Genomic DNA, 19,318 nt, shown 5'->3' with positions numbered 1-19,318 from the left:
TCTGGGCATGTGAGCGTTCATTGCACGATGACCACTTCTTCGGTATCGCTGCCGCCATTGGATGACGTCACCTGAACCTTGGCCGGTGGAATCGGTGAGATCCCGGTGGACAGGGTTTTCACCGCGCCATCGCCACTCAAGGCACCGATGGTTGCTCCGCTGGCGGAAGTGGCGGTGAGCACGGGCGGTGATGTTTCATCGCTGGTGGAGGCGACCACGGTGATTTGTCCGGTGCTCAGGCTGTACTCGGCGCGTGAAATCACCACCAGGTCGGTCAGGGGGATGGGCAATGTGGTCGGTGTGCTGCTGGGGATGGCCAGGTGGTTGTCGGCGGTCACCTGCAGGGTGCTTGGCAACGTCGGGTTGGTGGAGGACTGGGCGTACCAGCTGCCGGTGGTGTCAGCCTCGGAGAAGTTGAGCACCGGGTTGTTGCTGTCCAGGGTCACTTTGGCGGGCGGTGGCGGGGCCAGGACGAAAACGTCCTGATGGGCCACAGGCGCACTGCTGCCGGCCGTACGCGAGTAGGTGCTGCGCTGGGTGATCATCGGGGTCGGCCGGGTCACCGTCGACAACTTGCCGGAAATGGCCATCACGGTCGTGCGCAGATCCAGGCCATTGGGGCCTTCTATGCGGATGTAGTTGGTATTGAACGGGCTGCCGGTGAAGGCTTCCACCAGGTTCGGGTCGCCGACGAATTGCTCGGCGGAACCGGTGACCGGGTTGGTTTCGGTGTAGGGGCCATTAACGCTGCGCAGGAACGGCCCGACGTCACCTTTAAGCGCGCCGTCGTAGGTCTTCGGTGCGCCAATCCCGATGTCCCGGGTCATGTTGATCGCCCGGCGCCCGGGGGTGTCGACGTTGAAGACTTCGACGCCGTAGGGGTGGGTGATGACGTAGGTGCCAGCGGTGGGCACGTCGACGCGAATGCGGATGCGGGCGAAGCTGATCTGGTCGCCTTCGACCGGGTCGCCACCGCTGAAGGCGGCTTCGACGGCGCTGACGTAGGTCAGGTCGATCCCGCGGGCGGCATCGACGATCGAGCCGTCGCCGGTGAACCAGAACGCTTCATCGGGGAAGTTGGTCGGGAAAACTACCGGTTTCGTGTCGTCGAAGATCCCGGGAGCCGGCAGCAGATTGCACATGTAGGTGGGGGCCCCCGGCGCGCTGGGGACCCGCGAACTGACGGCCTTGGACAGGCACAAATCGAGCGTGCGGCCATGGGTGTCCTGGTACCAGGACGCGAAGGAGCCAATGGCGGGTAAATAGGGTCCGGGGTCGACGGCAAACAGCGCTGCCTGGGCAACGCCTTGGGCCAGAGCGGTGACGACCAGGGCAGTCGCGGTTTTGGACAGTAAAGGGTGCATGAGTATTCCCTCTATCGAAGTACCTGCCCCTTGGGGATGGGTCAGTTGGCAGGGCTTCGGCAACTTCCATACCAATCGTTGGAAATACCCCTGAGAGCCCCGCGATACAGGCGTTTGTGACACAGGCGCAGAACCTGGCCCGATAAAGGGAACGGGCCTCTTTCCCCAACATTGGGGGCAGATGGGGATGGTGCGACAGTGGGGAAAGGGTGGGGGGGATGAAACCCAACTTCGGGCAAACTGCCAGCAGTGGGCTATAAACCCTCTAGGGGTTTTTCGGAAAAACGTCGATGACCATGCAGGCAAAAACGCTGGAGTCCGATAAGGGCGACATCCGCTTGAGCAGGCGCAAGCGGCCGTTCAATCTGCTGCGCTGGTTTTCGCTCATCAGCATGGCGGTGATCGGTACGGTGGCGGTGGCGCTCGGCTCGGTATCGACCAGGTTCGTGATTACCGAAAGCGTGCAGCGCGATGCGTTATTGACCTCGCAGTTCCTGACCGCGATTGCCTCGGCCGAGGTGCGCCATGTGTCGATCCCCAACGTGCGGACCATGGGTGAATTGCTCGACCCGCGCAAAGACCGCGACTTTCCCGATGTCGACCCAATGGCCCGGGCCAATGCCCGTGGCGAATTCCTCGACCACCTCTCGCACTTGCCGGACGTGATCCTGGCCAACGTCTATGCCCCTGACCGCATGGTGATCTGGTCGACCAACCCGGCCTTGATGGGCACCACCATTCATGCCGATGAAGACCTGGATCGGGCCTTCGCCTCAATGACGCCGGTTTCGGCCAGTTACCACGATGTGGACAAGACCCGCATGGAACAGAAGTTCGTGACGCCACCGCAATACATCTTCATCGAGAACTACATTCCACTGTTCGATGCCGATGGCGACAAGGTCACCGCGATGGTCGAGATCTACAAGGAACCCCAGGACCTGATCCAGCGCATGGCGCGCGGCCTGGTGCTGATCTGGCTGGCCACGGCCCTGGGTGGTGGGCTGATTTACCTGGGCCTTTACTGGATTGTGCGGCGGGCGGCGATTCTGCTGGCGCAGCAGCAAAAGCAATTGATCACCAACGAAACCTTTGTCGCCCTGGGCGAGATGTCATCGGCGGTCGCCCACAGTTTGCGCAACCCGCTGGCGACCATTCGCTCAAGCGCCGAACTGGCCCTGGAGTTCGACGGCGGGCCTGCGCACAAGAACATCAACGACATCATCGGTCAGGTCGATCGCATGTCGAAGTGGGTGCGCGAGTTGCTGCAATCCTTGCGACCGCTGAGCGACGAAGCCGAGCCGGTGAACCTGGTCGCGGTGTTGCTTGACAGCCTCGCGGCGTTTGAGCAGCAGATCGCCAGGGCCGGGATCAACGTCGTGTTCGAGCCTCAGGACACGCCCATGGTGTTGAGCCAAAAGGTGCAACTGACGCAGATCCTCAACAGTTTGCTGGCCAATGCCCTGGAGGCCATGGACGAAGGCGGAACGCTGACCATCAGCCTGAAGCCGATCGATGCCCGCCGCGTGTGCCTGGTGATGAGCGATACCGGCAAAGGCATGAACGCGGAGCAGCGTGCCATGGCGTTCCGGCCGTTCTTCAGCACCAAGCAGGGCGGGCTCGGAGTCGGGCTGCTGCTGGTCAAGCGAATCATGGAGCGTTTTGGCGGCACGGTGGCCCTGGATAGCCGTGAAGGCGAGGGCACGCGTGTCCGTCTGACGTTCAAGCTGATTCCCTGAAAATGGGGACGAACTTTCCCCGCTAGCGGGTGCCATTCCCCAGTCGTTTTTTTCAGGTCATGGCACATTGATGTTGATAAGCCATTGTTTCAGCGTGTATTAATTCTTTCGTATAACGCTGTTACAAATTTGGCGAGCTATTTGCAAAACCCCCATCACCCCCTTCACGCATACGAGGCGGCTGGTGATGGACAGAAAAGCGCGGTACCCCTCCAAGTGGTTCGGCCTGTTGACGCCCTTGAGCGTCCTCCTCTCGATGACACTCAGCACAGGGACGCTGCGCGCTGCACCCATAGACGACGAGCGACAGCCGGAGCCGTCCGATCCTTCCGCTTACTACGATGAGCCGGCGGACGAGCCGGCTGCATTGAACGCCATTTTGACCATGCCGGAGGCCAACCAGGATTCCTTCGAGTTGCCTGACGGGGTCAAGGGAACACGGGATTCAACCCGGGTGGAAAACGTTCTGCCGCCCCCGGTGCAGACCAGTTTCAACTACCCCACCAATGGCAAGCCGAGCCCGTTGTTTGGTGCGCAGCCGTTCACTCAGCAGTTGGTGCTGTTCGAGGAATTCGGCCCGGAAAAACTCGACCCCACCACGCCTGCGGCGCCCTTGCCGTTTCCACCGGCAGCCATTGGCCCATTGCCCCAGCAGGACCCCACCAGTGCGGCCCGCAGTGCGCCACCCAGCGCCGCGCTCGATGCGTTCATGCGTCAACCGGGGCTGACGCCGTTCCCCAGTCAGTACTCCAACGTGGTGGACCGCAACCCTTGGCAGGCGCAGATCGAATATTTCCTCAACCGCCGCATCGGTTCGTCGGCTGAAGGTCGTCCACCAGGAAAGGGCTGGTCGCATCAGCGCTGGAACGAGTTCTACCCGCAGATGGCCTACAAGACTGTGCAGACTGGTGCGCGGGTCAACAGCGGCTGGCGTGACAGCCATCAGATGCACGGCTATGCCGTCGGTGAGTTCGGCCCCGGCGGGCTCTACCACAACGTTGCCGGTATACCGGCAACGGATGGCACCTCCAAGGGCGTCGATGCGCGTTTCCACCCGAACATGCCGGTGCAGAACCACAATTCGGTGTGGACTTTCGACGGCACGTTGCCGCCCAAATTGTTGATGGTGCGTTACGGTCAACCGGTGTTGATGCGCCACTACAACGGCTTGCCCATCGACCCGGCCGCCAACATGGGGTTTGGCCTGCACACCATCAGCACCCACGAGCACAACGGTCACGCACCGGCGGAAAGCGACGGATATGCCAACGCGTTTTTCTTCCCCGGCCAGTACTACGACTATCGCTGGCCGATCCAGTTGGCAGGCTATGACAGCATCAACACCGACGCCCATGACCCGCGCGCGGCATTTCCTTGCGCACCGGGCGAGACCCTGTGGACCAACGACGTCAATCCCAGCCGCAAGACCTGCGAGAACGGCACGATCAAGATCCGTGGCGACTGGCGCGAAACCATGAGCACCCACTGGTTCCACGACCACATGCTCGATTTCACCGCGCAGAACGTCTACAAGGGCAACGCGGCGATGATGAACTACTACAGCGCCCTGGACCGTGGCAATGAATCGGTGAAGGACGGCGTCAACCTGCGCTTCCCCAGCGGCAGTGCCTTGCCGTGGGGTAACCGCGACTACGACGTCAACCTGGTGTTTGCCGACAAGGCCTGGGATCAGAACGGTCAGCTGTGGTTCAACCCGTTCAACACCGACGGCTTCCTCGGGGACCAGGTGCTGGTCAACTGGCAATGGAAACCGAGCCTGGATGTGCGCGCCCGCAGCTACCGCTTCCGCATGCTCAACGGTTCGGTATCGCGTTACTACAAGTTTGCGCTCGTACGTGAAATCAAGGGCACCAGCGGTGAGTTCCAGGGGCCCAAGGGCTCGGGCGTTTCCTATGCCCGGGTGCCGTTCCACATGATTGCCAACGACGGCAATATCATGGAACACAGCGTGCCCTTCGACGGCACCATGGACCTGGACGGCGACGGCGATAAACAGAACCACAACGCGATCCTGCCGACCCAGGGCATTGCCGAGCGCTTCGACATCATCGTCAACTTCGCGAAAAACGGGATCAAGCCGGGCGACAAGATTTTCTTCGTCAACCTGCTGGTGCACGACGATGGCAAAGGCCCGAAAGAACCGGTCTCCCTGGCCGACGTACTGTCCGAGAAATACCTGGCGGTAATCAAGCAAACCAGCAAGGGGCCGCAGTGGGACAAAGGCGATCCGGCGGTGGGCAAGGTGTTGCAGCTCAACGTCAAGCCTTACACCGGTCAGGACCTGGCCATGGACCCGGCGCTGTATGAACCGGCCAAACCGGGCAAGGCTGAAGGCCTGGTGATGATCCCGCTGAAGATCCACCGCGACAACGCGGCCGACAAGGCGCTGCTGGCCAAGGCCCGTCACCGCACCTTCGTCTTCGGTCGCTCCGACGGCACCGACGAAGCACCCTGGACGGTCAAGACCGATGGCGGCTTCGGCTTCCACATGGACCCGCGTCGCTTGAACGCAGCGACCCAGTTGGCCAGCGGTCCCACCGATGCCGGAGCGGCCGGTTTCGGCACCCTGGAAGTGTGGAACATCAAGGCCGGTGGTACCGGCTGGAGCCACCCGGTGCATGTGCACTTCGAGGAGGGGATCATCCTCAGTCGCGGCGGCAAGGCACCACCGGAATGGGAAAAATGGGCACGCAAGGACGTTTACCGCATCGGTTCGGAGAAGGATGGCCTGGACAATGTGGAAATGGCGATCAACTTCCGCGAATTCGCCGGGACCTACATGGAGCACTGTCACAACACCCAGCATGAAGACAACTCGATGCTGCTGCGTTGGGACATTGAGAAGCCCGGGCAATTCCAGTTGATGCCGACACCGCTGCCCAGCTGGGATGGCGTGCGCTATGTGAACTCGGCGGCGCTGCCAACCTTCCGCACTGGCGACGGCATGGGCCCACAAGTGCTGGCCAGGTAATGAACCGGGAGGGTGTCGACATGAAGTGGCAAACACCACGCTCACGAGACTGGGGCATGCACCTGGTGCTGGTATTGGCGACCTGCGTGCTGGCCAGCCAGTTGCTGGTCGCCGGCCAGTCACCGTCGACACCTGCACCTGCATCGACAGCCGCTGATACCGCGGTCGCCGACTCCGCCACCCCGTGGGGTGGCGACTATTTCCCCAACACCCTGCTGACCGATCAGGACGGTCGGCAGGTGCATTTTTTCGACGACCTGATCAAGGGCAAAGTGGTGGTGATCAACTTCATCTTCACGTCCTGCAGCGACTCCTGCCCGCTGGAAACCGCGCGCCTGCGCCAGGTGCAGAAACTGCTCGGTGATCGGGTCGGCAAGGACGTGTTTTTCTACTCCATCAGCATCGATCCACTGAGCGATACACCGGCCGTGCTCAAGGCTTATGCGCAACGCTTCCAGGTCGGGCCGGGCTGGCAGTTCCTCACCGGGGAATTCGCCGACGTCACCGAGCTGCGGAAAAAACTCGGGCTGTTCATTGAAGGTGTCGACAACGGGCGCAGCAAGGATCACAACCTGAGCCTGATCGTTGGTAACCAGCAAACCGGGCGCTGGATGAAAGCGTCGCCGTTCGAAAATCCGTGGATTCTGGCCGACCAGTTGGCCAACACCTTGCAGAACTGGAAGCAACCGAGCATTGAGCAGAGCTACGCCGACGCTCCGCCAATCCGGCCGCCGAGCAACGGCGAAGAACTGTTTCGCACCCGCTGCGCGTCCTGTCACAGCCTCGGCCCGCTGGACGGGCAGGGTATCGGCATGCGCAGCATCGGCCCGGACCTGATTGGCGTGACCCGTCAGCGCAATCCGGTCTGGCTCAACCGCTGGATTCGTGAGCCGGACCGCATGCTGGCGGAAAAAGACCCGACTGCCATGGAACTGTTCGAGCGTTTCGACAAGATCCCGATGCCCAACCTGCGCATGGACGAGCATTCAGCGCAGTCGATCATCGAATTCCTCGAGGAAGAAACCGAGCGCCAGCATCCGGTCGCGGCATCGTTGGCCAGCAGCACAGAGGCACCGGAAGATCATCCGGCGATCGCGGTGCCCGGCAAGGCCCTCGATAAAACCCGGGCGCAGTAATGGCTAAATAATTTCAATGGGCAGTCAATCCCGGTCAATGCCACCTACACTGATCCGGGACATGGCTAAGAAGGCTTGTTTCAAGTATCCAGGACGGTTCCATGCAGATACTAGAACAACAAAAAATACCTGCGCCGGATGCGCCGGCAGCAGAAGGCAAGGGCTGGCGGCCACCCTTCAATCTGGTGCGCTGGTTTTCCCTGGCGAGTTTTTTCATCATCGCCGCCGTGGCCCTGGGGCTGGGTTACATTTCCACGCGTTTCGTGGTGGAAGAGAGCATCGAGCGCGACTCGCTGCTCACCGCCCAATTCATCCAGGCCATTGGCGATGCGGAAATTCGCCATGCCGGAATAACCACAACCAGGACCATGGGCGAGATGCTCGACCCGCGCCTGGACAACGCCTACCCCGATGTCAGTCCGGGTTCTCGTGCCGCTGCCCGCATAGAGTTTCTCGACCATGTCGAGCACTTGCCGGATTCCCTGCTGGCGGTGGTGTATGCACTGGATCGCACGGTGGTCTGGTCGACCAACCCGGAGATGGTCGGCATGCACGTCGAAGGCGACGATGAGCTGGACGAGTCCTTCGAAATGAAGGAAACGGTGTCCACCAGCTACCACGAAATCGATGAGGAACGTCCCGAGCAAAAACTGCTGCGCGAGCCTGAATATCTGTTCGTCGAGAACTACATCCCGATGTTCAACGCCGACAAAAGCAAAGTGATTGCCATGGTGGAAATCTACAAGGAGCCGGCCGACCTGGTGGCGCGTATCCAGCGCGGATTCAAGGCGATCTGGCTGGCGACCCTGCTCGGTGGCGCGGCCATCTACCTGGGGCTGTTCTGGATCGTGCGGCGGGCGGCCACGCTGCTGCAGAGCCAGCAGAAACAACTGATCGCCAACGAGACGTTCGTGGCCCTGGGGGAAATGTCCTCGGCGGTCGCCCACAGCCTGCGCAACCCGCTGGCGAACATCCGCTCCAGCGCCGAGCTGGCCCAGGAAATCGCCAGCCAGACCGCACAGAAGAACATCGGCGACATCATCAGCCAGGTCGATCGCATGTCGCGCTGGGTCCGTGAATTGCTGGTGTCGTTGCGCCCGGTGAATGACGACGATGAAAACGTCGATCTGGTGCTGGCCGTCGACGATGCCCTGAGTGCCTTCGACCCCTTGATCAAACGTTCGAACGTCGAAGTGCGCTTCACGCCCAAGAGTGTTCCGCCAGTCGTCAGCCAACAGGTGCTGCTGACGCAAATTCTCAATAGCCTGTTCGCCAATGCGCTGGAGGCCATGCCCAAGGGTGGCGTGTTGAGCGTCGATATCGAATCGACGACGCCCGAGCAGGTGAGCCTGATTATCAATGACACCGGCAAGGGCATGACCCAGCAACAACTGCACTCGGTCTTCAAGCCGTTCTTCACCACCAAGCAAGGCGGGTTGGGCGTAGGCCTGGCCCTGGTCAAAAGAATAATGGAGCGTTTCGAAGGTTCGGTCGAACTGACCAGCCAGGAGCAGGAAGGAACCCGCGTCAGTCTCAACTTTAAAGTGGCAACGGGAGGGGAATATGGAGCACAGCATATTGCTGGTCGAGGATGATGAACTCCTCGCCGAGAATATTCAGACCTACCTGGAGCGCAAGGACTTCGAGGTGACAGTCTGCCACTCGGCGGAAGACGCACTGGAGCAATTGGGGACCTTCGTTCCTGACGTCGTGCTGACCGACAACTCCTTGCCAGGCATGAGTGGTCACGACCTGATCCAGAAGTTGCGCATCAGCGCACCGGACCTGAAAGTGATCATGATGACCGGCTACGGCAACGTCGAAGATGCCGTGGTGGCGATGAAAGAAGGTGCCTTCCATTACGTGACCAAACCGGTGGCTTTGCCAGAGCTCAAGCTGTTGCTGGACAAGGCCCTGGCCACCGATCGGATGGAGCGCACGCTGTCGTTCTACCAGGAACGCGAAGCCCAGAAATCCGGGGTGCAGGCACTGATCGGCGAATCGGCACCGATGCTTTACCTCAAGGGCACTATCAACCAGTTGCTCGACGCCGAACGCCGCATGGCCAACTCCGATCTGCCACCGGTGTTGGTGGAAGGCGAAACCGGCACCGGTAAGGAACTGGTGGCCCGCGCCCTGCATTTCGATGGTCCACGGGCCAAAGGTCCGTTCATTGAATTCAACTGCGCCTCGATTCCGTCCAACCTGGTGGAGTCGGAGCTGTTCGGTCATGAGAAGGGCGCGTTCACCGACGCCAAGGACCGTCGCCTCGGCCTGGTCGAAGCGGCCGATGGCGGCACGCTGTTTCTCGACGAAATCGGTGAAATGGACCTGCTGCTGCAGGCCAAATTGCTGAAGCTGCTGGAGGACCGGACGATTCGCCGGGTCGGTTCGGTCAAGGAGCGCAAAGTCGATCTGCGGGTGATCAGCGCCACTAACTGCAACCTTGAACAAATGGTCCAGCAGGGCAAGTTCCGCCGCGATCTGTTCTTCCGGTTGCGCATCATTTCGATCAAGGTGCCGCGCCTGTATGCCAGGGGTGAAGACATCCTGCTGCTGGCCCGGCACTTCCTGGCCACCCACGGCAAACGCTACGGCAAGCCGAACCTGCACTTCAGCGACCAGGCCGAAGAGTTGCTGCTCAACTACAGCTGGCCCGGCAACGTGCGCGAGCTGCGCAATATGCTCGAGCAAACCGTGTTGCTGGCGCAGCACGACACCATCGCGGCCCATCAGCTCAACGTCTGCCTGAGCCTGGTGGATGAGCCGCCGATGTTCCAGCACGAGATGCCGCCCAGCGAGCCGCGTCCTTCCTACAACGGCAGCGAGTCGATGAACCTGCCGGAAGTCGAGCGCGACATGGTGCGCAAGATGCTCGACAAGACCGACTGGAACGTCACCAAGTCCGCACGCCTGCTGGGCCTGAGCCGCGACATGCTGCGCTACCGGATCGAAAAGCTCGGCCTCGCTCGCCCGGACAAACGCCAGTGGTAACGAGCCACTTCAAGCGGGAGCGGCCCGTTACAGGGCCGGGTCCGGTGCGCTGCGACAGGACTGCATGCACGAGGGATCGAGGACTTCCTGGTTCACGTAGACACCGCGCTCCGGGTCGTAGGAGCGGATGAACACGCGAACGGTGGTGTCCGCTACCGTCGGCAGGCGGGAGTCGGAGAACACATGCTCGCTTGAAATCGGGATGAATTCGGCGGGCGCCGTCGGGATGTATGAGCCTGGCGGCACGGTGTTGATGGAAGGCGGCGAGGGATGGGCGAAGGGTTGGTCTGACCCGTAATAATGGAACTCAGTGTTCGACTGATCGGTTTGCATCAGGCTGTCGTCCGCCTGTACACCCGTGGCGGCAGTCAGGCACAGGGCAAGCAACAGTGTCTGTTCGGTTTTGTTCATGGCAACACCTGCGAAATCGGTTTTCGCGCATTTCCCCAAGGCCATTAACTATAGCGTTCCCGTGGCCAGGCGTCGGTGTGGCCTGGCTTACAAGATCACTACAACCTCCGGATGGGGTGATTGCCAGGCATGAACTAGAATCGGCGCGGTCAATCAAGACCCGATTCTGGAGCGTGCAATGGAAATGCCGACAAAAGATAAAGCCATCGCCAGCAACCGCGATGCCTGGAATGACTCCGCCCGCCACCACAAGGACAGCGCCGAATGGCAGGTGCTGTTAAGCGCGGTGACTCGCAGCGATTTCTCTTGCCTGGACGACACCCTGACCGGGTTGCTGACGCAGGTCGGGGTCGACGGCAAGGAGGTGGTGCAACTGGGCTGCAACAATGGTCGCGAAAGCCTGTCGCTGTATGCCCTGGGGGCCAGGCATGTGGTCGGCGTCGATCAGTCGGCGGCGTTTGTCGATCAGGCGCGGGAACTGGCCTCTCGCTCACCCCGTGATCCGGAATTCGTCGAGGCGGACATTCACCACTTGCCGCTTCAGTTGCAGGGTCGCTTCGACCTGGCGCTGATCACCATCGGCGTATTGAACTGGATGCCGGACATCGGCGAGTTCTTCCGCCACGTGGCACAAACCCTGAAGCCGGGCGGCGCGCTGGTGGTGTACGAAACCCACCCGTTCCTGGAAATGTTCGACCCCGAGGCCGCCGAGCCTTTCGGACTGGCCAGCTCGTACTTTCGCGCCGAGCCTTTTGTCCAGAACCAACCGATCGTCTACGAAGGCAAAGTCGAGCAAGCGGCGGCTGCTTCCTACTGGTTCGTCCATACCCTGGGCGCCATCTTCACCGGGGCCCTCTCGGCCGGGTTGCAGATCAGCCACTTCAAGGAGTACCCGCATTCCAACCGCGAGGAACTCTATGATCGCTATCAGAAGCAAGCGGCGCAGTTGCCGTTGTGTTTTACCTTGGTGGCGGTGAAGTAGGCGAAAAGGCCAGGGGCATCCAATCAGAAATCTTAGTGATTGATCACATGGCCAGGTTGTGCGCAAAGATCGATGCCAAGGGCATGAATGACTTTCAATACCGTGTCGAATCGCGGTTTCGCTCCTGGGGCGAAGGCCTTGTACAGGCTTTCGCGACCCATTCCTGAATCCTTGGCGATCTGGGTCATCCCACGGGCTTTTATCACGTAGCCGACGGCGCGAAGAAACTCCTCGTTGTCACCGTCTGCCAGTACTTGGGAGAGGTACTCGCTGATAGCTTCTTCACTGTCGAGCAGTGTTGCCATGTCGAAAGTAGTCAAAGTCTGGCTCAAGGTTAAACCTCCTTTGCCAATTTTTTTGCACGTTTGATATCAGTGCTTTGTGAGGATTTATCGCCACCGGCCAGCAGGACGATGACGACACCGTTTCGCATCGTGAAATAAATTCGATATCCCGCGCCTATGTCCACGCGCATTTCGGAAACGCCATCACCTACTGGCTTGATATCGCCAAGGTTGCCCGCACAAGCGCGCTCAATGCGACGAGCTATGGCAATCCTGGCTCGCAAATCGCGAACCGAAGCGTGCCATTGAACAAATAGGCTGGTTTGCTGAACAAGATAATTCATTACCCGACTGTATCCAAGTGGATACGGTTGAGCAGTCAGAAATTTCCTTGCGTATTCGTGTTTTTTCCCAAGAGTGTGTAGGGCGATGTAGCTCCGGACATCTGATGCCAAAGATGTGAAGGCTTACTCTACTGACTCCGCATGGTCTTCCATGGCAATGCCAGCCACGCCATAGGCCACCCTCGGCACCCCTGGCAGGTGCTGCTCCAGCAGTTCACTCAACGACTCGCCCTGCTCCAGACAAGCATCGCCAAAGTCGGCACCCAGTTGACTGGGGTGGGCGACGATTTCCAGTAGACCGTCGTCCGGTGGTGGGGCGTTGCGCAGGTCCTGCGGGGTGCCCACGTAGTCGGCGGTGGCGCCGGCCAGGCGGCTCAAGCGGTGATTGAGCAAGTGCTTGAACATGCGTTTGGGCAGGCTTTGCGTGTGTCCCAGGTTACGCGCCAGGCGCAGGGGAACGCCTTGGTCGGCGGCGAAACGCGCGACGATTTCGCCGATCGGCCAGATGGTGTGCACGTTCTGATGGGAGTCCAGATGGCTGGGCCTGACCCCGTGGTCCAGGCAGCGTTGCCATTGCGCTTCGAGTTCTTCGTGTACGGCGCGGCGATCCTGATGGCCGAGCCACAGGCGGGCGCGGGACAGGTTGAGGTCGAACAGGCCGGCGCTGTCGCAGAAGGTCCGGCGCGTCAGAATGCGCCGGCTCAACGGGCGGCCGGAGGTGAGGTTGAAGTGCAGGCCCACGCGTCCTTCCAGCAACGGATGCCGGGCCAGTGAACACGCCGCTTCGAAGGCCGGCATATTGGCCATGGCGGTGGCGGAACTGATGACCCCGGCCTGGAAGGCGCCCAGGATCACCGCGTTGTCGCAGGCACTGAGGCCGAAATCGTCAGCATTGACGATGACTTGGCGAGGCATGTTCGTCCTCCATGGGGTTAGGTGGATGCAAGGGCTCAGAAATCAATCCAAGGGGTATAGACCAGACTCCCGCATCCATGACAGCCAAATGTCAGATCAACATCTCCCGCTTTTGCGGCCAATTGCCATCAAGCGCTTGCCGCTGCTGGATCTGCAACAGGCAGGAAGGGCCGGGAAGGCTTTGGGCAAATCGATAAACGGTCGTGAGTCTTTGAATTCGTGGCAGGCGCTACCGTCTTTTGAACACGGCTCGAAGGCCATTCGGTAACCGACAAAAAACATTGAGTCCCGCTATTCTTGGCCCACGCTCCTCCAACAGGTTCTTCCATGCTTGAAGTCCGCGGTGTCTTCAAAAGCTACGCCACGCCCCAAGGGCCATTGCCGGTGTTGCAAGGGGTCGACCTGACCTTGAAACCCGGCAGCAGCCTGGCGTTGATGGGCGAGTCGGGCAGTGGCAAGAGCACCTTGCTGCATTTGATCGCCGGTCTGGACAAGGTGGATCGCGGCAGCATCCGCCAGGGCGAGCATCGCCTGGAACAGATGAACGAAAGCCAACTGGCGAGCTGGCGGCGCACCGAGATCGGTTTGGTGTTTCAGCAGTTCAACCTGATCGGCAGCTTGCGCGTGGAGGACAACCTGGCGTTCCAGGCGCGGCTGGCGGGGCGGCATGATCGGCGTTGGCAGGCGCATCTGGTGCAGCGCCTGGGGTTGAGTGAGTTGCTGCGGCGCTATCCGGAGCAGTTGTCCGGAGGGCAGCAGCAGCGGGTGGCGTTGGGGCGTGCCCTGGCGTCGCGGCCGCCGTTGCTGTTGGCCGACGAACCCACCGGCAGCCTCGATGAAGCCACCAGCGATGAAGTGCTCAAGCTGTTGCTGGAACTGCTCGATGACAGTCCGACGACCCTGCTGATGGTCACCCACAGCCCCCACGTTGCGGCGCGGCTGGCCGACAAAGTGGTGCTGCACGGCGGACGTCTGGCCGGTGTGGGCGAGCGCTGAGATGCGCATTTTTGGCGAGACCCTGCGCGCGTTGCTCAGCCATTGGCGGCTGCATCCGGTGCAGTTTTTCAGTGTGCTGACCGGGTTGTGGCTGGCCACCAGTCTGCTGACAGGCGTGCAGGCGCTCAACAGCCAGGCGCGGGACAGCTACGCCCGCGCCAGCCAGTTGATCGGCGGCGAACCTCAGGCCAGTCTCAGTGCGCCGGGGGGCGGGACCTTCTCACAGCAGCTGTTTGTCGACCTGCGCCGCGCGGGTTGGCCCGTGTCGCCGGTATTGCAGGGCCGGCTGATGCTTCAGGGTCATGAGGACCAACGTTTGCAACTGATGGGCATCGAGCCGGTGTCACTGCCGGCCGGTGCGGCGGTGGCCGGACAGGCCCTGGCCATCGAGCAGGTGGTCGGGTTTTTCACGGCGCCCGGCAGCACCTGGATTTCGCCGCAGACTTTGCAGTCCCTGGGATTGAGCGAAGGGGCGCGCCCCCTCGCGGCAAATGGTCAGGTGCTACCGCCATTGCACGCGCAAAGCGACATGGCCCCTGGGGTGTTGCTGGTGGACATCGGTTTTGCCCAGGCGATTCTCGGATTGCCCGATCAGTTGTCGCGTCTGCTGCTGCCCAAGGGCTTCACCGCGACGCTACCGGATGCGCTCAAGGGGCAACTTCAGCTCAAGACCGCGGGCGAAGAAAACAATCTGGCGCGCCTGACCGAAAGCTTTCACCTGAACCTCGACGCCTTGGGTTTTTTGTCATTCGTGGTCGGCCTGTTCATTGTGCATGCCGCCATAGGCCTGGCGCTGGAGCAGCGTCGAGGTTTGCTCAGAACCCTGCGTGCCTGCGGGGTCAGTGCGCGAATGCTGAATGCCTGCCTGGCTGTCGAGCTAGGTGTGCTGGCGCTGATGGGCGGGGTGGCCGGCGTTGTCAGCGGCTATTGGCTGGCCGGCGTATTGCTCCCGGACGTCGCCGCCAGCCTGCGCGGGTTGTATGGCGCGGAAGTGGCGGGGCAACTGAGCCTCAGTCCGCTGTGGTGGCTCAGTGGGATCGGTCTGAGCCTGCTGGGCGCCTTGCTTGCCGGAGCCAACAGTTTGTGGCGGGCGGCGCGCTTGCCATTGCTGGCGCTGGCCGATCCGCAAGCCTGGCATCAGGCCCATGCGCGCTGGCTGCGGCGCCAGGGGTGGGTGGCGACCCTGGCCTTGGCTATCGCATGGCTGGCCTTGCTGCGCGGTGACAGCCTGGCCAGCGGTTTTGTGCTCATGGCCACGCTGTTGCTGGGGGCCGCGCTGGCGTTGCCGGTGCTGCTCAATACCTTGCTCAATGGTTTGCTCAGAGGCAGTCGATCCGTGCTTGGCCAATGGTTCCTGGCCGATTGCCGGCAGCAATTGCCCGCGCTGAGTCTGGCGCTGATGGCGTTGCTGTTGGCGCTGGCGGCAAACATCGGTGCCGGCAGCATGACCGCCGGTTTTCGCCAGACCTTCAGCGACTGGCTCGAGCAACGGCTGACCGCCGAGCTGTACCTCAATCCGCAAAACCCGGCCCAGGCCCGGGAACTGCACGCCTGGCTCAAGCAACAGCCGCAGCTCACGGCGGTGTTGCCGAACTGGCAAGTCGCAATCCAGTTGCAAGGCTGGCCGGTGGATGTCTTTGGCGTGATCGATCACCCGACTTACCGCGAGCATTGGCCACTGCTCGAAGCCTTGGGCGACAAACCCTGGGATCGCCTGGCCAGGGACGACGCGATGATGCTCAGCGAACAACTGGCCCGACGCTTGAAAGTGCATCTGGGCGATCACTTGACGATTCCCACGCCCAATGGCGACTGGTCGCCGCGTATCGTCGGGATCTACGCCGACTATGGCAATCCGAAGGGGCATGTGCTGGTCAACGTCAATCACTTGCTGCGCGGCTGGCCGCAATTGACGCCGAACCGTTTCAACCTGCGCATCGAGCCGACATTGATCACACCGTTCGTCACGGCGCTGCAAGCGCGTTTCGCCCTGGATGACAGCCGCATCGTCGATCAGGCCCGGCTCAAGGGCTGGTCCACGCAAGTGTTCGAACGCACCTTCGCCGCCACCGCCGCGCTCAACAGCCTGACCCTGTGCGTAGCGGGCGTGGCGCTGTTCATCAGTCTGCTGACCCAAAGCCAAAGTCGCCTCGGACAATTGGCGCCGCTGTGGGCGCTGGGCGTGACGCGCCGGCAACTGATGCTGCTCAACCTCGGGCAAACCTGGTTGCTGGCGTTGCTGACGCTGGTGCTGGCGTTGCCGCTGGGCATTGCCCTGGCGTGGTGCCTGGACACGGTGATCAACGTCCAGGCCTTCGGTTGGCGCCTGCCATTGCGGGTGTTCCCGCTACAATTGCTGCAACTGATGGGGCTGGCGGTGCTGGCGACCTTGCTGGCCTCGGCATGGCCGCTGTATTCGCTGTATCGCACGCAACCGGCGGACCTGCTGAGGACCTTTGCCCATGAGGATTAGGCTGGGTGTATTGATAATTGCCACCTTGCTCGCCGGTTGCGATCAATCGGCACCGGTGGACAAAGGCTTTGCCGGGCTCGGCAACCAAGCGGCCGCATTCACCCCGGTGGTGCCGGGTCGTGTGTTCAGTTTTCCGGCGGATCATGGCTCGCACGATGGCTTTCGCATCGAGTGGTGGTACGTCACCGCCAACCTCAAGGACGCGCAGGGCCGTGAGTTCGGCGTGCAATGGACGCTGTTTCGCAGCGCCTTGCAAGCCACGCCCGAGCAGGCTGGCTGGGCTAATCGGACCTTGTGGCTCGGTCACGCGGCGGTGACCTCGGCGGCGGTGCATCACGCCGCCGAGCGTTACGCCCGTGGCGGTGTGGGCCAGGCCGGAGTGAACCTGACACCGTTCGATGCGTGGATCGACGACTGGCGTTTCAGCAGTCAGGCAACGGTGGCCGACCCGCTGGCCGATCTGCAACTCAGCGCCCGCGACAAAGGGTTCAGCTATCAATTGCACCTGACCTCCAATCGGCCCCTGGTGCTTCAAGGCGACCAGGGTTTCAGTCAGAAGTCCGAACAGGGCCAGGCGTCGTACTACTACAGCCAACCGTTTTTCCAGGCCAGCGGCACCCTGGAGATCGACGGCGAGACGCATCAGGTCAGCGGTCCCGCGTGGCTGGACCGTGAATGGAGCAGCCAGCCCCTGACCGCCAACCAGACGGGATGGGACTGGTTTTCCCTGCACCTGGACAGCGGCGAACAGGTGATGCTCTATCGCATGCGGCAAAAGGACGGCGGCCCTTACCTGACCGGTACGTGGATCGACGCCCAGGGGCAGGCGCAGTTGTTGAAGGCCGACGACATCCGCCTTGCTCCCCAGGACACCACCAGGGTGGCCGGGCGCAAGATGCCGGTCAGCTGGTCGATCCAGATCCCCGGCAAGCACCTCGACATCGTCATCAGTGCACTCAATCCCGGCGCCTGGATGGATTTGCGCATTCCGTATTGGGAGGGGCCGGTACGCCTGAGCGGCAGCCATGGCGGGCAGGGCTATCTGGAAATGACCGGCTATTGAGGGGGAACTCTCGACAGCGCGCTATCCTCCCAAGTCAATAAGCCCTTTCACAGGAGCCTGCCATGCGCGAAGACCTGACACCGCCCGACCTTGAAACGTGGCAGCGCCTGTTCGAAGACGAGGGCTACTGGCAACAATCCCCCGACGCCCACTACATGGAACTGCAGCGCCTGGCCGACGACCTGTTGGGGCAGGGCGCCATTGACCTGGAACAATGGCAGGACCTCAAGGCCAGGGCTGAGCAATCCCATAAGGACTCCCCGGCCGTGAACGTGGCCCGGGAAGTCGACGATCCCGAAGCCTGATCCCGTGAAACCCTGCCTCTTGCGGATCCGCCCGACTCAAGGGTCGCGGCAATGCAAGCGCCAGCAGCGAATCGACGTCGCAAGAAACCGCGAGCACTCCCTGATCAGCGTCTATGCTCATCGGCACGGTCGGCGCTTGATCGAGGTTGAGCGCCTTTCGCTGCCATTCTTCACAGGGAAAGTACCGCTATGAAACGTCACACCCGCAAGCTCTCCACATTGACCCAGGCGATCAGCCTGGCGGCTGTGTTGTCGACGGCCAGCTTCTGCGCTTTCGCTGCGGACATTCCGTTGGCGGAATCCGTGATTTCCGATCATGTCACCACTAAAGTCGTGTCGGTCGACGTCCCTAACCGTCAGGTGGTGCTGGAAGGCCCTGAAGGCAATCAGGTGTCGTTGCAACTCACTGAAAAGGCCAAGAATCTGGATAAGCTGAAGCCCGGTGACAAGGTCAAGGTTGATGTTCTGCACTCGGTCGCGGTCTCTCTGGACACCAGCGTCGATAAAGGCCAGCCGGGCACTACCGAATACACCGGAGAGACGCGCAATGCACCGGGCTCGGCCAAGCCAGGTGGCGAAGCCTACCGGCAGGTGAAGGTGGAGTTGCAGATCACTGATATCGATCTCAAGCACCATCGCGTGACCTTCAAAAACCCGGCCGGCCAGTCGAAAACGGTCGATGTGCAACGGCCTGAAGTTCAGGCCAAGCTCAAGGACCTGAAAAAAGGCCAGAGTGTGGTGGTGACTTATACCGATCTATTAAAAGTGACCACTCTGAAATAGATGGATAGTTGGTTTTACAGGGCGATTGTTCTTGTATAAGCGTTTGTACAAGAACAATCAGTTGTTAATGGACGAACTGGTGAGTTTGGTTTTTTTGTTCGAATCAACTATCCGTTGATATGTCAGTAACAGGTGTAACTGCAAATTTCATGTTGTAAACGCGGTTTTTCTCAACGACATCAATTAAAATGCTTCTCGTTCGCCCAGTGCCGAGGCTCTTTACCAGTGCAAGGATTGCCGAGGCCATTGCACTGGGCGAACAACTTTCTCCAGTCATTCCAGCCTGTTTTTCACCCCCTCAAAAGAATCCAAGTCGATCAGCTGCGCGGATCGATATTGATGTCGCCTGCGCAGACTTTCCCATGAGGGATGAACGTCACTCATCGAAAGTTGAAGTTCGGATATTCCGTCAGCCCCCATCATGTCGGGGTCACCGAAATGCAGCTCTGCAAAATGTACAAAGTGCAGGCGTTTACGCCGGATACCGATAAACACGGTCCCTTACTTTGAGTTCGGCCATCGGCAGGCGAATTCGCT

At 60.9% G+C, this 19,318-nt stretch carries 17 protein-coding genes; 11 read left to right on the top strand and 6 right to left on the bottom strand.

The window, feature by feature from the left end; all coding sequences use genetic code 11:
• Positions 1 to 17: 17 nt before the first annotated feature.
• On the bottom strand, positions 18 to 1,364 hold the full coding sequence (locus F7R06_RS12750; protein WP_090319289.1) for a hypothetical protein: 1,347 nt from the start codon (positions 1,362 to 1,364) through the stop codon (positions 18 to 20).
• A gap of 290 nt (positions 1,365 to 1,654) precedes the next feature.
• Here F7R06_RS12750 and F7R06_RS12745 point away from each other — a divergent pair, with 290 nt between their 5' ends.
• From F7R06_RS12745 to F7R06_RS12725, 5 genes are all read left to right on the top strand, one after another.
• Positions 1,655 to 3,103 carry a sensor histidine kinase gene (locus tag F7R06_RS12745; RefSeq protein WP_090319292.1) on the top strand — a complete coding sequence of 483 codons (1,449 nt, stop codon included), beginning with the start codon at positions 1,655 to 1,657 and terminating at the stop codon, positions 3,101 to 3,103.
• A 187-nt stretch (positions 3,104 to 3,290) separates the two neighbouring features.
• Positions 3,291 to 6,095 (top strand): multicopper oxidase domain-containing protein, encoded by a 2,805-nt coding sequence (locus tag F7R06_RS12740; RefSeq protein ID WP_090319295.1) that lies wholly within the window; start codon positions 3,291 to 3,293, stop codon positions 6,093 to 6,095.
• Positions 6,095 to 7,231 (top strand): SCO family protein, encoded by a 1,137-nt coding sequence (locus tag F7R06_RS12735; RefSeq protein WP_090319298.1) that lies wholly within the window; start codon positions 6,095 to 6,097, stop codon positions 7,229 to 7,231. Before F7R06_RS12740 ends, F7R06_RS12735 begins: the two co-directional genes overlap by 1 nt.
• 101 nt (positions 7,232 to 7,332) lie before the next feature.
• On the top strand, positions 7,333 to 8,826 hold the full coding sequence (locus F7R06_RS12730) for a sensor histidine kinase (RefSeq protein WP_090319303.1): 1,494 nt from the start codon (positions 7,333 to 7,335) through the stop codon (positions 8,824 to 8,826).
• Complete coding sequence (locus tag F7R06_RS12725; RefSeq protein ID WP_090319306.1) at positions 8,795 to 10,225, top strand: sigma-54-dependent transcriptional regulator; 1,431 nt, start codon at positions 8,795 to 8,797, stop codon at positions 10,223 to 10,225. The genes F7R06_RS12730 and F7R06_RS12725 overlap by 32 nt, the downstream gene beginning before the upstream one ends.
• Positions 10,226 to 10,252: 27 nt before the next feature.
• Here F7R06_RS12725 and F7R06_RS12720 read toward each other — a convergent pair whose 3' ends face one another.
• Positions 10,253 to 10,636: a hypothetical protein gene (locus F7R06_RS12720; RefSeq protein WP_090327253.1), complete on the bottom strand. Its 384-nt coding sequence runs from the start codon at positions 10,634 to 10,636 to the stop codon at positions 10,253 to 10,255.
• Positions 10,637 to 10,814: 178 nt separating this feature from the next.
• On the opposite strand from F7R06_RS12720, the gene F7R06_RS12715 reads away from it, so the two are divergent.
• Complete coding sequence (locus F7R06_RS12715; protein WP_090319309.1) at positions 10,815 to 11,618, top strand: class I SAM-dependent methyltransferase; 804 nt, start codon at positions 10,815 to 10,817, stop codon at positions 11,616 to 11,618.
• A gap of 32 nt (positions 11,619 to 11,650) precedes the next feature.
• On the opposite strand, the gene F7R06_RS12710 is transcribed toward F7R06_RS12715, so the two are convergent.
• The 3 genes from F7R06_RS12710 to F7R06_RS12700 all read right to left on the bottom strand — a co-directional run bounded on the left by F7R06_RS12710 (position 11,651) and on the right by F7R06_RS12700 (position 13,161).
• Positions 11,651 to 11,950, bottom strand: a complete 300-nt coding sequence (locus tag F7R06_RS12710) for an addiction module antidote protein (RefSeq protein WP_090319312.1) — start codon at positions 11,948 to 11,950, stop codon at positions 11,651 to 11,653.
• Between the two features lie 2 nt (positions 11,951 to 11,952).
• Entirely contained in the window at positions 11,953 to 12,246 is a 294-nt protein-coding gene (locus F7R06_RS12705; protein WP_090319315.1) for a type II toxin-antitoxin system RelE/ParE family toxin, read from the bottom strand.
• A 123-nt stretch (positions 12,247 to 12,369) separates the two neighbouring features.
• Positions 12,370 to 13,161 (bottom strand): ChbG/HpnK family deacetylase, encoded by a 792-nt coding sequence (locus tag F7R06_RS12700; RefSeq protein ID WP_090319318.1) that lies wholly within the window; start codon positions 13,159 to 13,161, stop codon positions 12,370 to 12,372.
• Positions 13,162 to 13,488: 327 nt separating this feature from the next.
• On the opposite strand from F7R06_RS12700, the gene F7R06_RS12695 reads away from it, so the two are divergent.
• From F7R06_RS12695 to F7R06_RS12675, 5 genes are all read left to right on the top strand, one after another.
• A complete protein-coding gene (locus F7R06_RS12695) occupies positions 13,489 to 14,157 on the top strand; it encodes an ABC transporter ATP-binding protein (protein ID WP_090319324.1) in 669 nt (222 codons plus the stop codon).
• Between the two features lies 1 nt (position 14,158).
• Positions 14,159 to 16,630, top strand: a complete 2,472-nt coding sequence (locus F7R06_RS12690; protein WP_090319327.1) for an ABC transporter permease — start codon at positions 14,159 to 14,161, stop codon at positions 16,628 to 16,630.
• Positions 16,620 to 17,693 carry a lipocalin-like domain-containing protein gene (locus tag F7R06_RS12685; RefSeq protein WP_090319330.1) on the top strand — a complete coding sequence of 358 codons (1,074 nt, stop codon included), beginning with the start codon at positions 16,620 to 16,622 and terminating at the stop codon, positions 17,691 to 17,693. The genes F7R06_RS12690 and F7R06_RS12685 overlap by 11 nt, the downstream gene beginning before the upstream one ends.
• A 62-nt stretch (positions 17,694 to 17,755) precedes the next feature.
• On the top strand, positions 17,756 to 17,998 hold the full coding sequence (locus F7R06_RS12680) for a hypothetical protein (RefSeq protein WP_090319334.1): 243 nt from the start codon (positions 17,756 to 17,758) through the stop codon (positions 17,996 to 17,998).
• A gap of 189 nt (positions 17,999 to 18,187) precedes the next feature.
• Entirely contained in the window at positions 18,188 to 18,781 is a 594-nt protein-coding gene (locus F7R06_RS12675; protein WP_090319337.1) for a hypothetical protein, read from the top strand.
• 273 nt (positions 18,782 to 19,054) lie between these two features.
• Here the strand turns inward: F7R06_RS12675 and F7R06_RS12670 are convergent, their stop codons facing one another.
• A complete protein-coding gene (locus tag F7R06_RS12670; RefSeq protein WP_139204770.1) occupies positions 19,055 to 19,276 on the bottom strand; it encodes a hypothetical protein in 222 nt (73 codons plus the stop codon).
• Between the last annotated feature and the right edge of the window lie 42 nt (positions 19,277 to 19,318).

Source organism: Pseudomonas moorei (assembly GCF_008801475.1).
Lineage (GTDB): Bacteria > Pseudomonadota > Gammaproteobacteria > Pseudomonadales > Pseudomonadaceae > Aquipseudomonas > Aquipseudomonas moorei.
This window is presented reverse-complemented; position numbering and strand designations above follow the sequence as displayed.

Excerpts from the sequence above, each read along its gene's own strand:
- F7R06_RS12750 (WP_090319289.1), bottom strand. The coding sequence starts at position 1,364 with ATGCACCCTTTACTGTCCAAAACCGCGACTGCCCTGGTCGTCACCGCT.
- F7R06_RS12745 (WP_090319292.1), top strand. The coding sequence starts at position 1,655 with ATGACCATGCAGGCAAAAACGCTGGAGTCCGATAAGGGCGACATCCGC.
- F7R06_RS12740 (WP_090319295.1), top strand. The coding sequence starts at position 3,291 with ATGGACAGAAAAGCGCGGTACCCCTCCAAGTGGTTCGGCCTGTTGACG.
- F7R06_RS12735 (WP_090319298.1), top strand. The coding sequence starts at position 6,095 with ATGAACCGGGAGGGTGTCGACATGAAGTGGCAAACACCACGCTCACGA.
- F7R06_RS12730 (WP_090319303.1), top strand. The coding sequence starts at position 7,333 with ATGCAGATACTAGAACAACAAAAAATACCTGCGCCGGATGCGCCGGCA.
- F7R06_RS12725 (WP_090319306.1), top strand. The coding sequence starts at position 8,795 with ATGGAGCACAGCATATTGCTGGTCGAGGATGATGAACTCCTCGCCGAG.
- F7R06_RS12720 (WP_090327253.1), bottom strand. The coding sequence starts at position 10,636 with ATGAACAAAACCGAACAGACACTGTTGCTTGCCCTGTGCCTGACTGCC.
- F7R06_RS12715 (WP_090319309.1), top strand. The coding sequence starts at position 10,815 with ATGGAAATGCCGACAAAAGATAAAGCCATCGCCAGCAACCGCGATGCC.
- F7R06_RS12705 (WP_090319315.1), bottom strand. The coding sequence starts at position 12,246 with ATGAATTATCTTGTTCAGCAAACCAGCCTATTTGTTCAATGGCACGCT.
- F7R06_RS12700 (WP_090319318.1), bottom strand. The coding sequence starts at position 13,161 with ATGCCTCGCCAAGTCATCGTCAATGCTGACGATTTCGGCCTCAGTGCC.
- F7R06_RS12695 (WP_090319324.1), top strand. The coding sequence starts at position 13,489 with ATGCTTGAAGTCCGCGGTGTCTTCAAAAGCTACGCCACGCCCCAAGGG.
- F7R06_RS12690 (WP_090319327.1), top strand. The coding sequence starts at position 14,159 with ATGCGCATTTTTGGCGAGACCCTGCGCGCGTTGCTCAGCCATTGGCGG.
- F7R06_RS12685 (WP_090319330.1), top strand. The coding sequence starts at position 16,620 with ATGAGGATTAGGCTGGGTGTATTGATAATTGCCACCTTGCTCGCCGGT.
- F7R06_RS12680 (WP_090319334.1), top strand. The coding sequence starts at position 17,756 with ATGCGCGAAGACCTGACACCGCCCGACCTTGAAACGTGGCAGCGCCTG.
- F7R06_RS12675 (WP_090319337.1), top strand. The coding sequence starts at position 18,188 with ATGAAACGTCACACCCGCAAGCTCTCCACATTGACCCAGGCGATCAGC.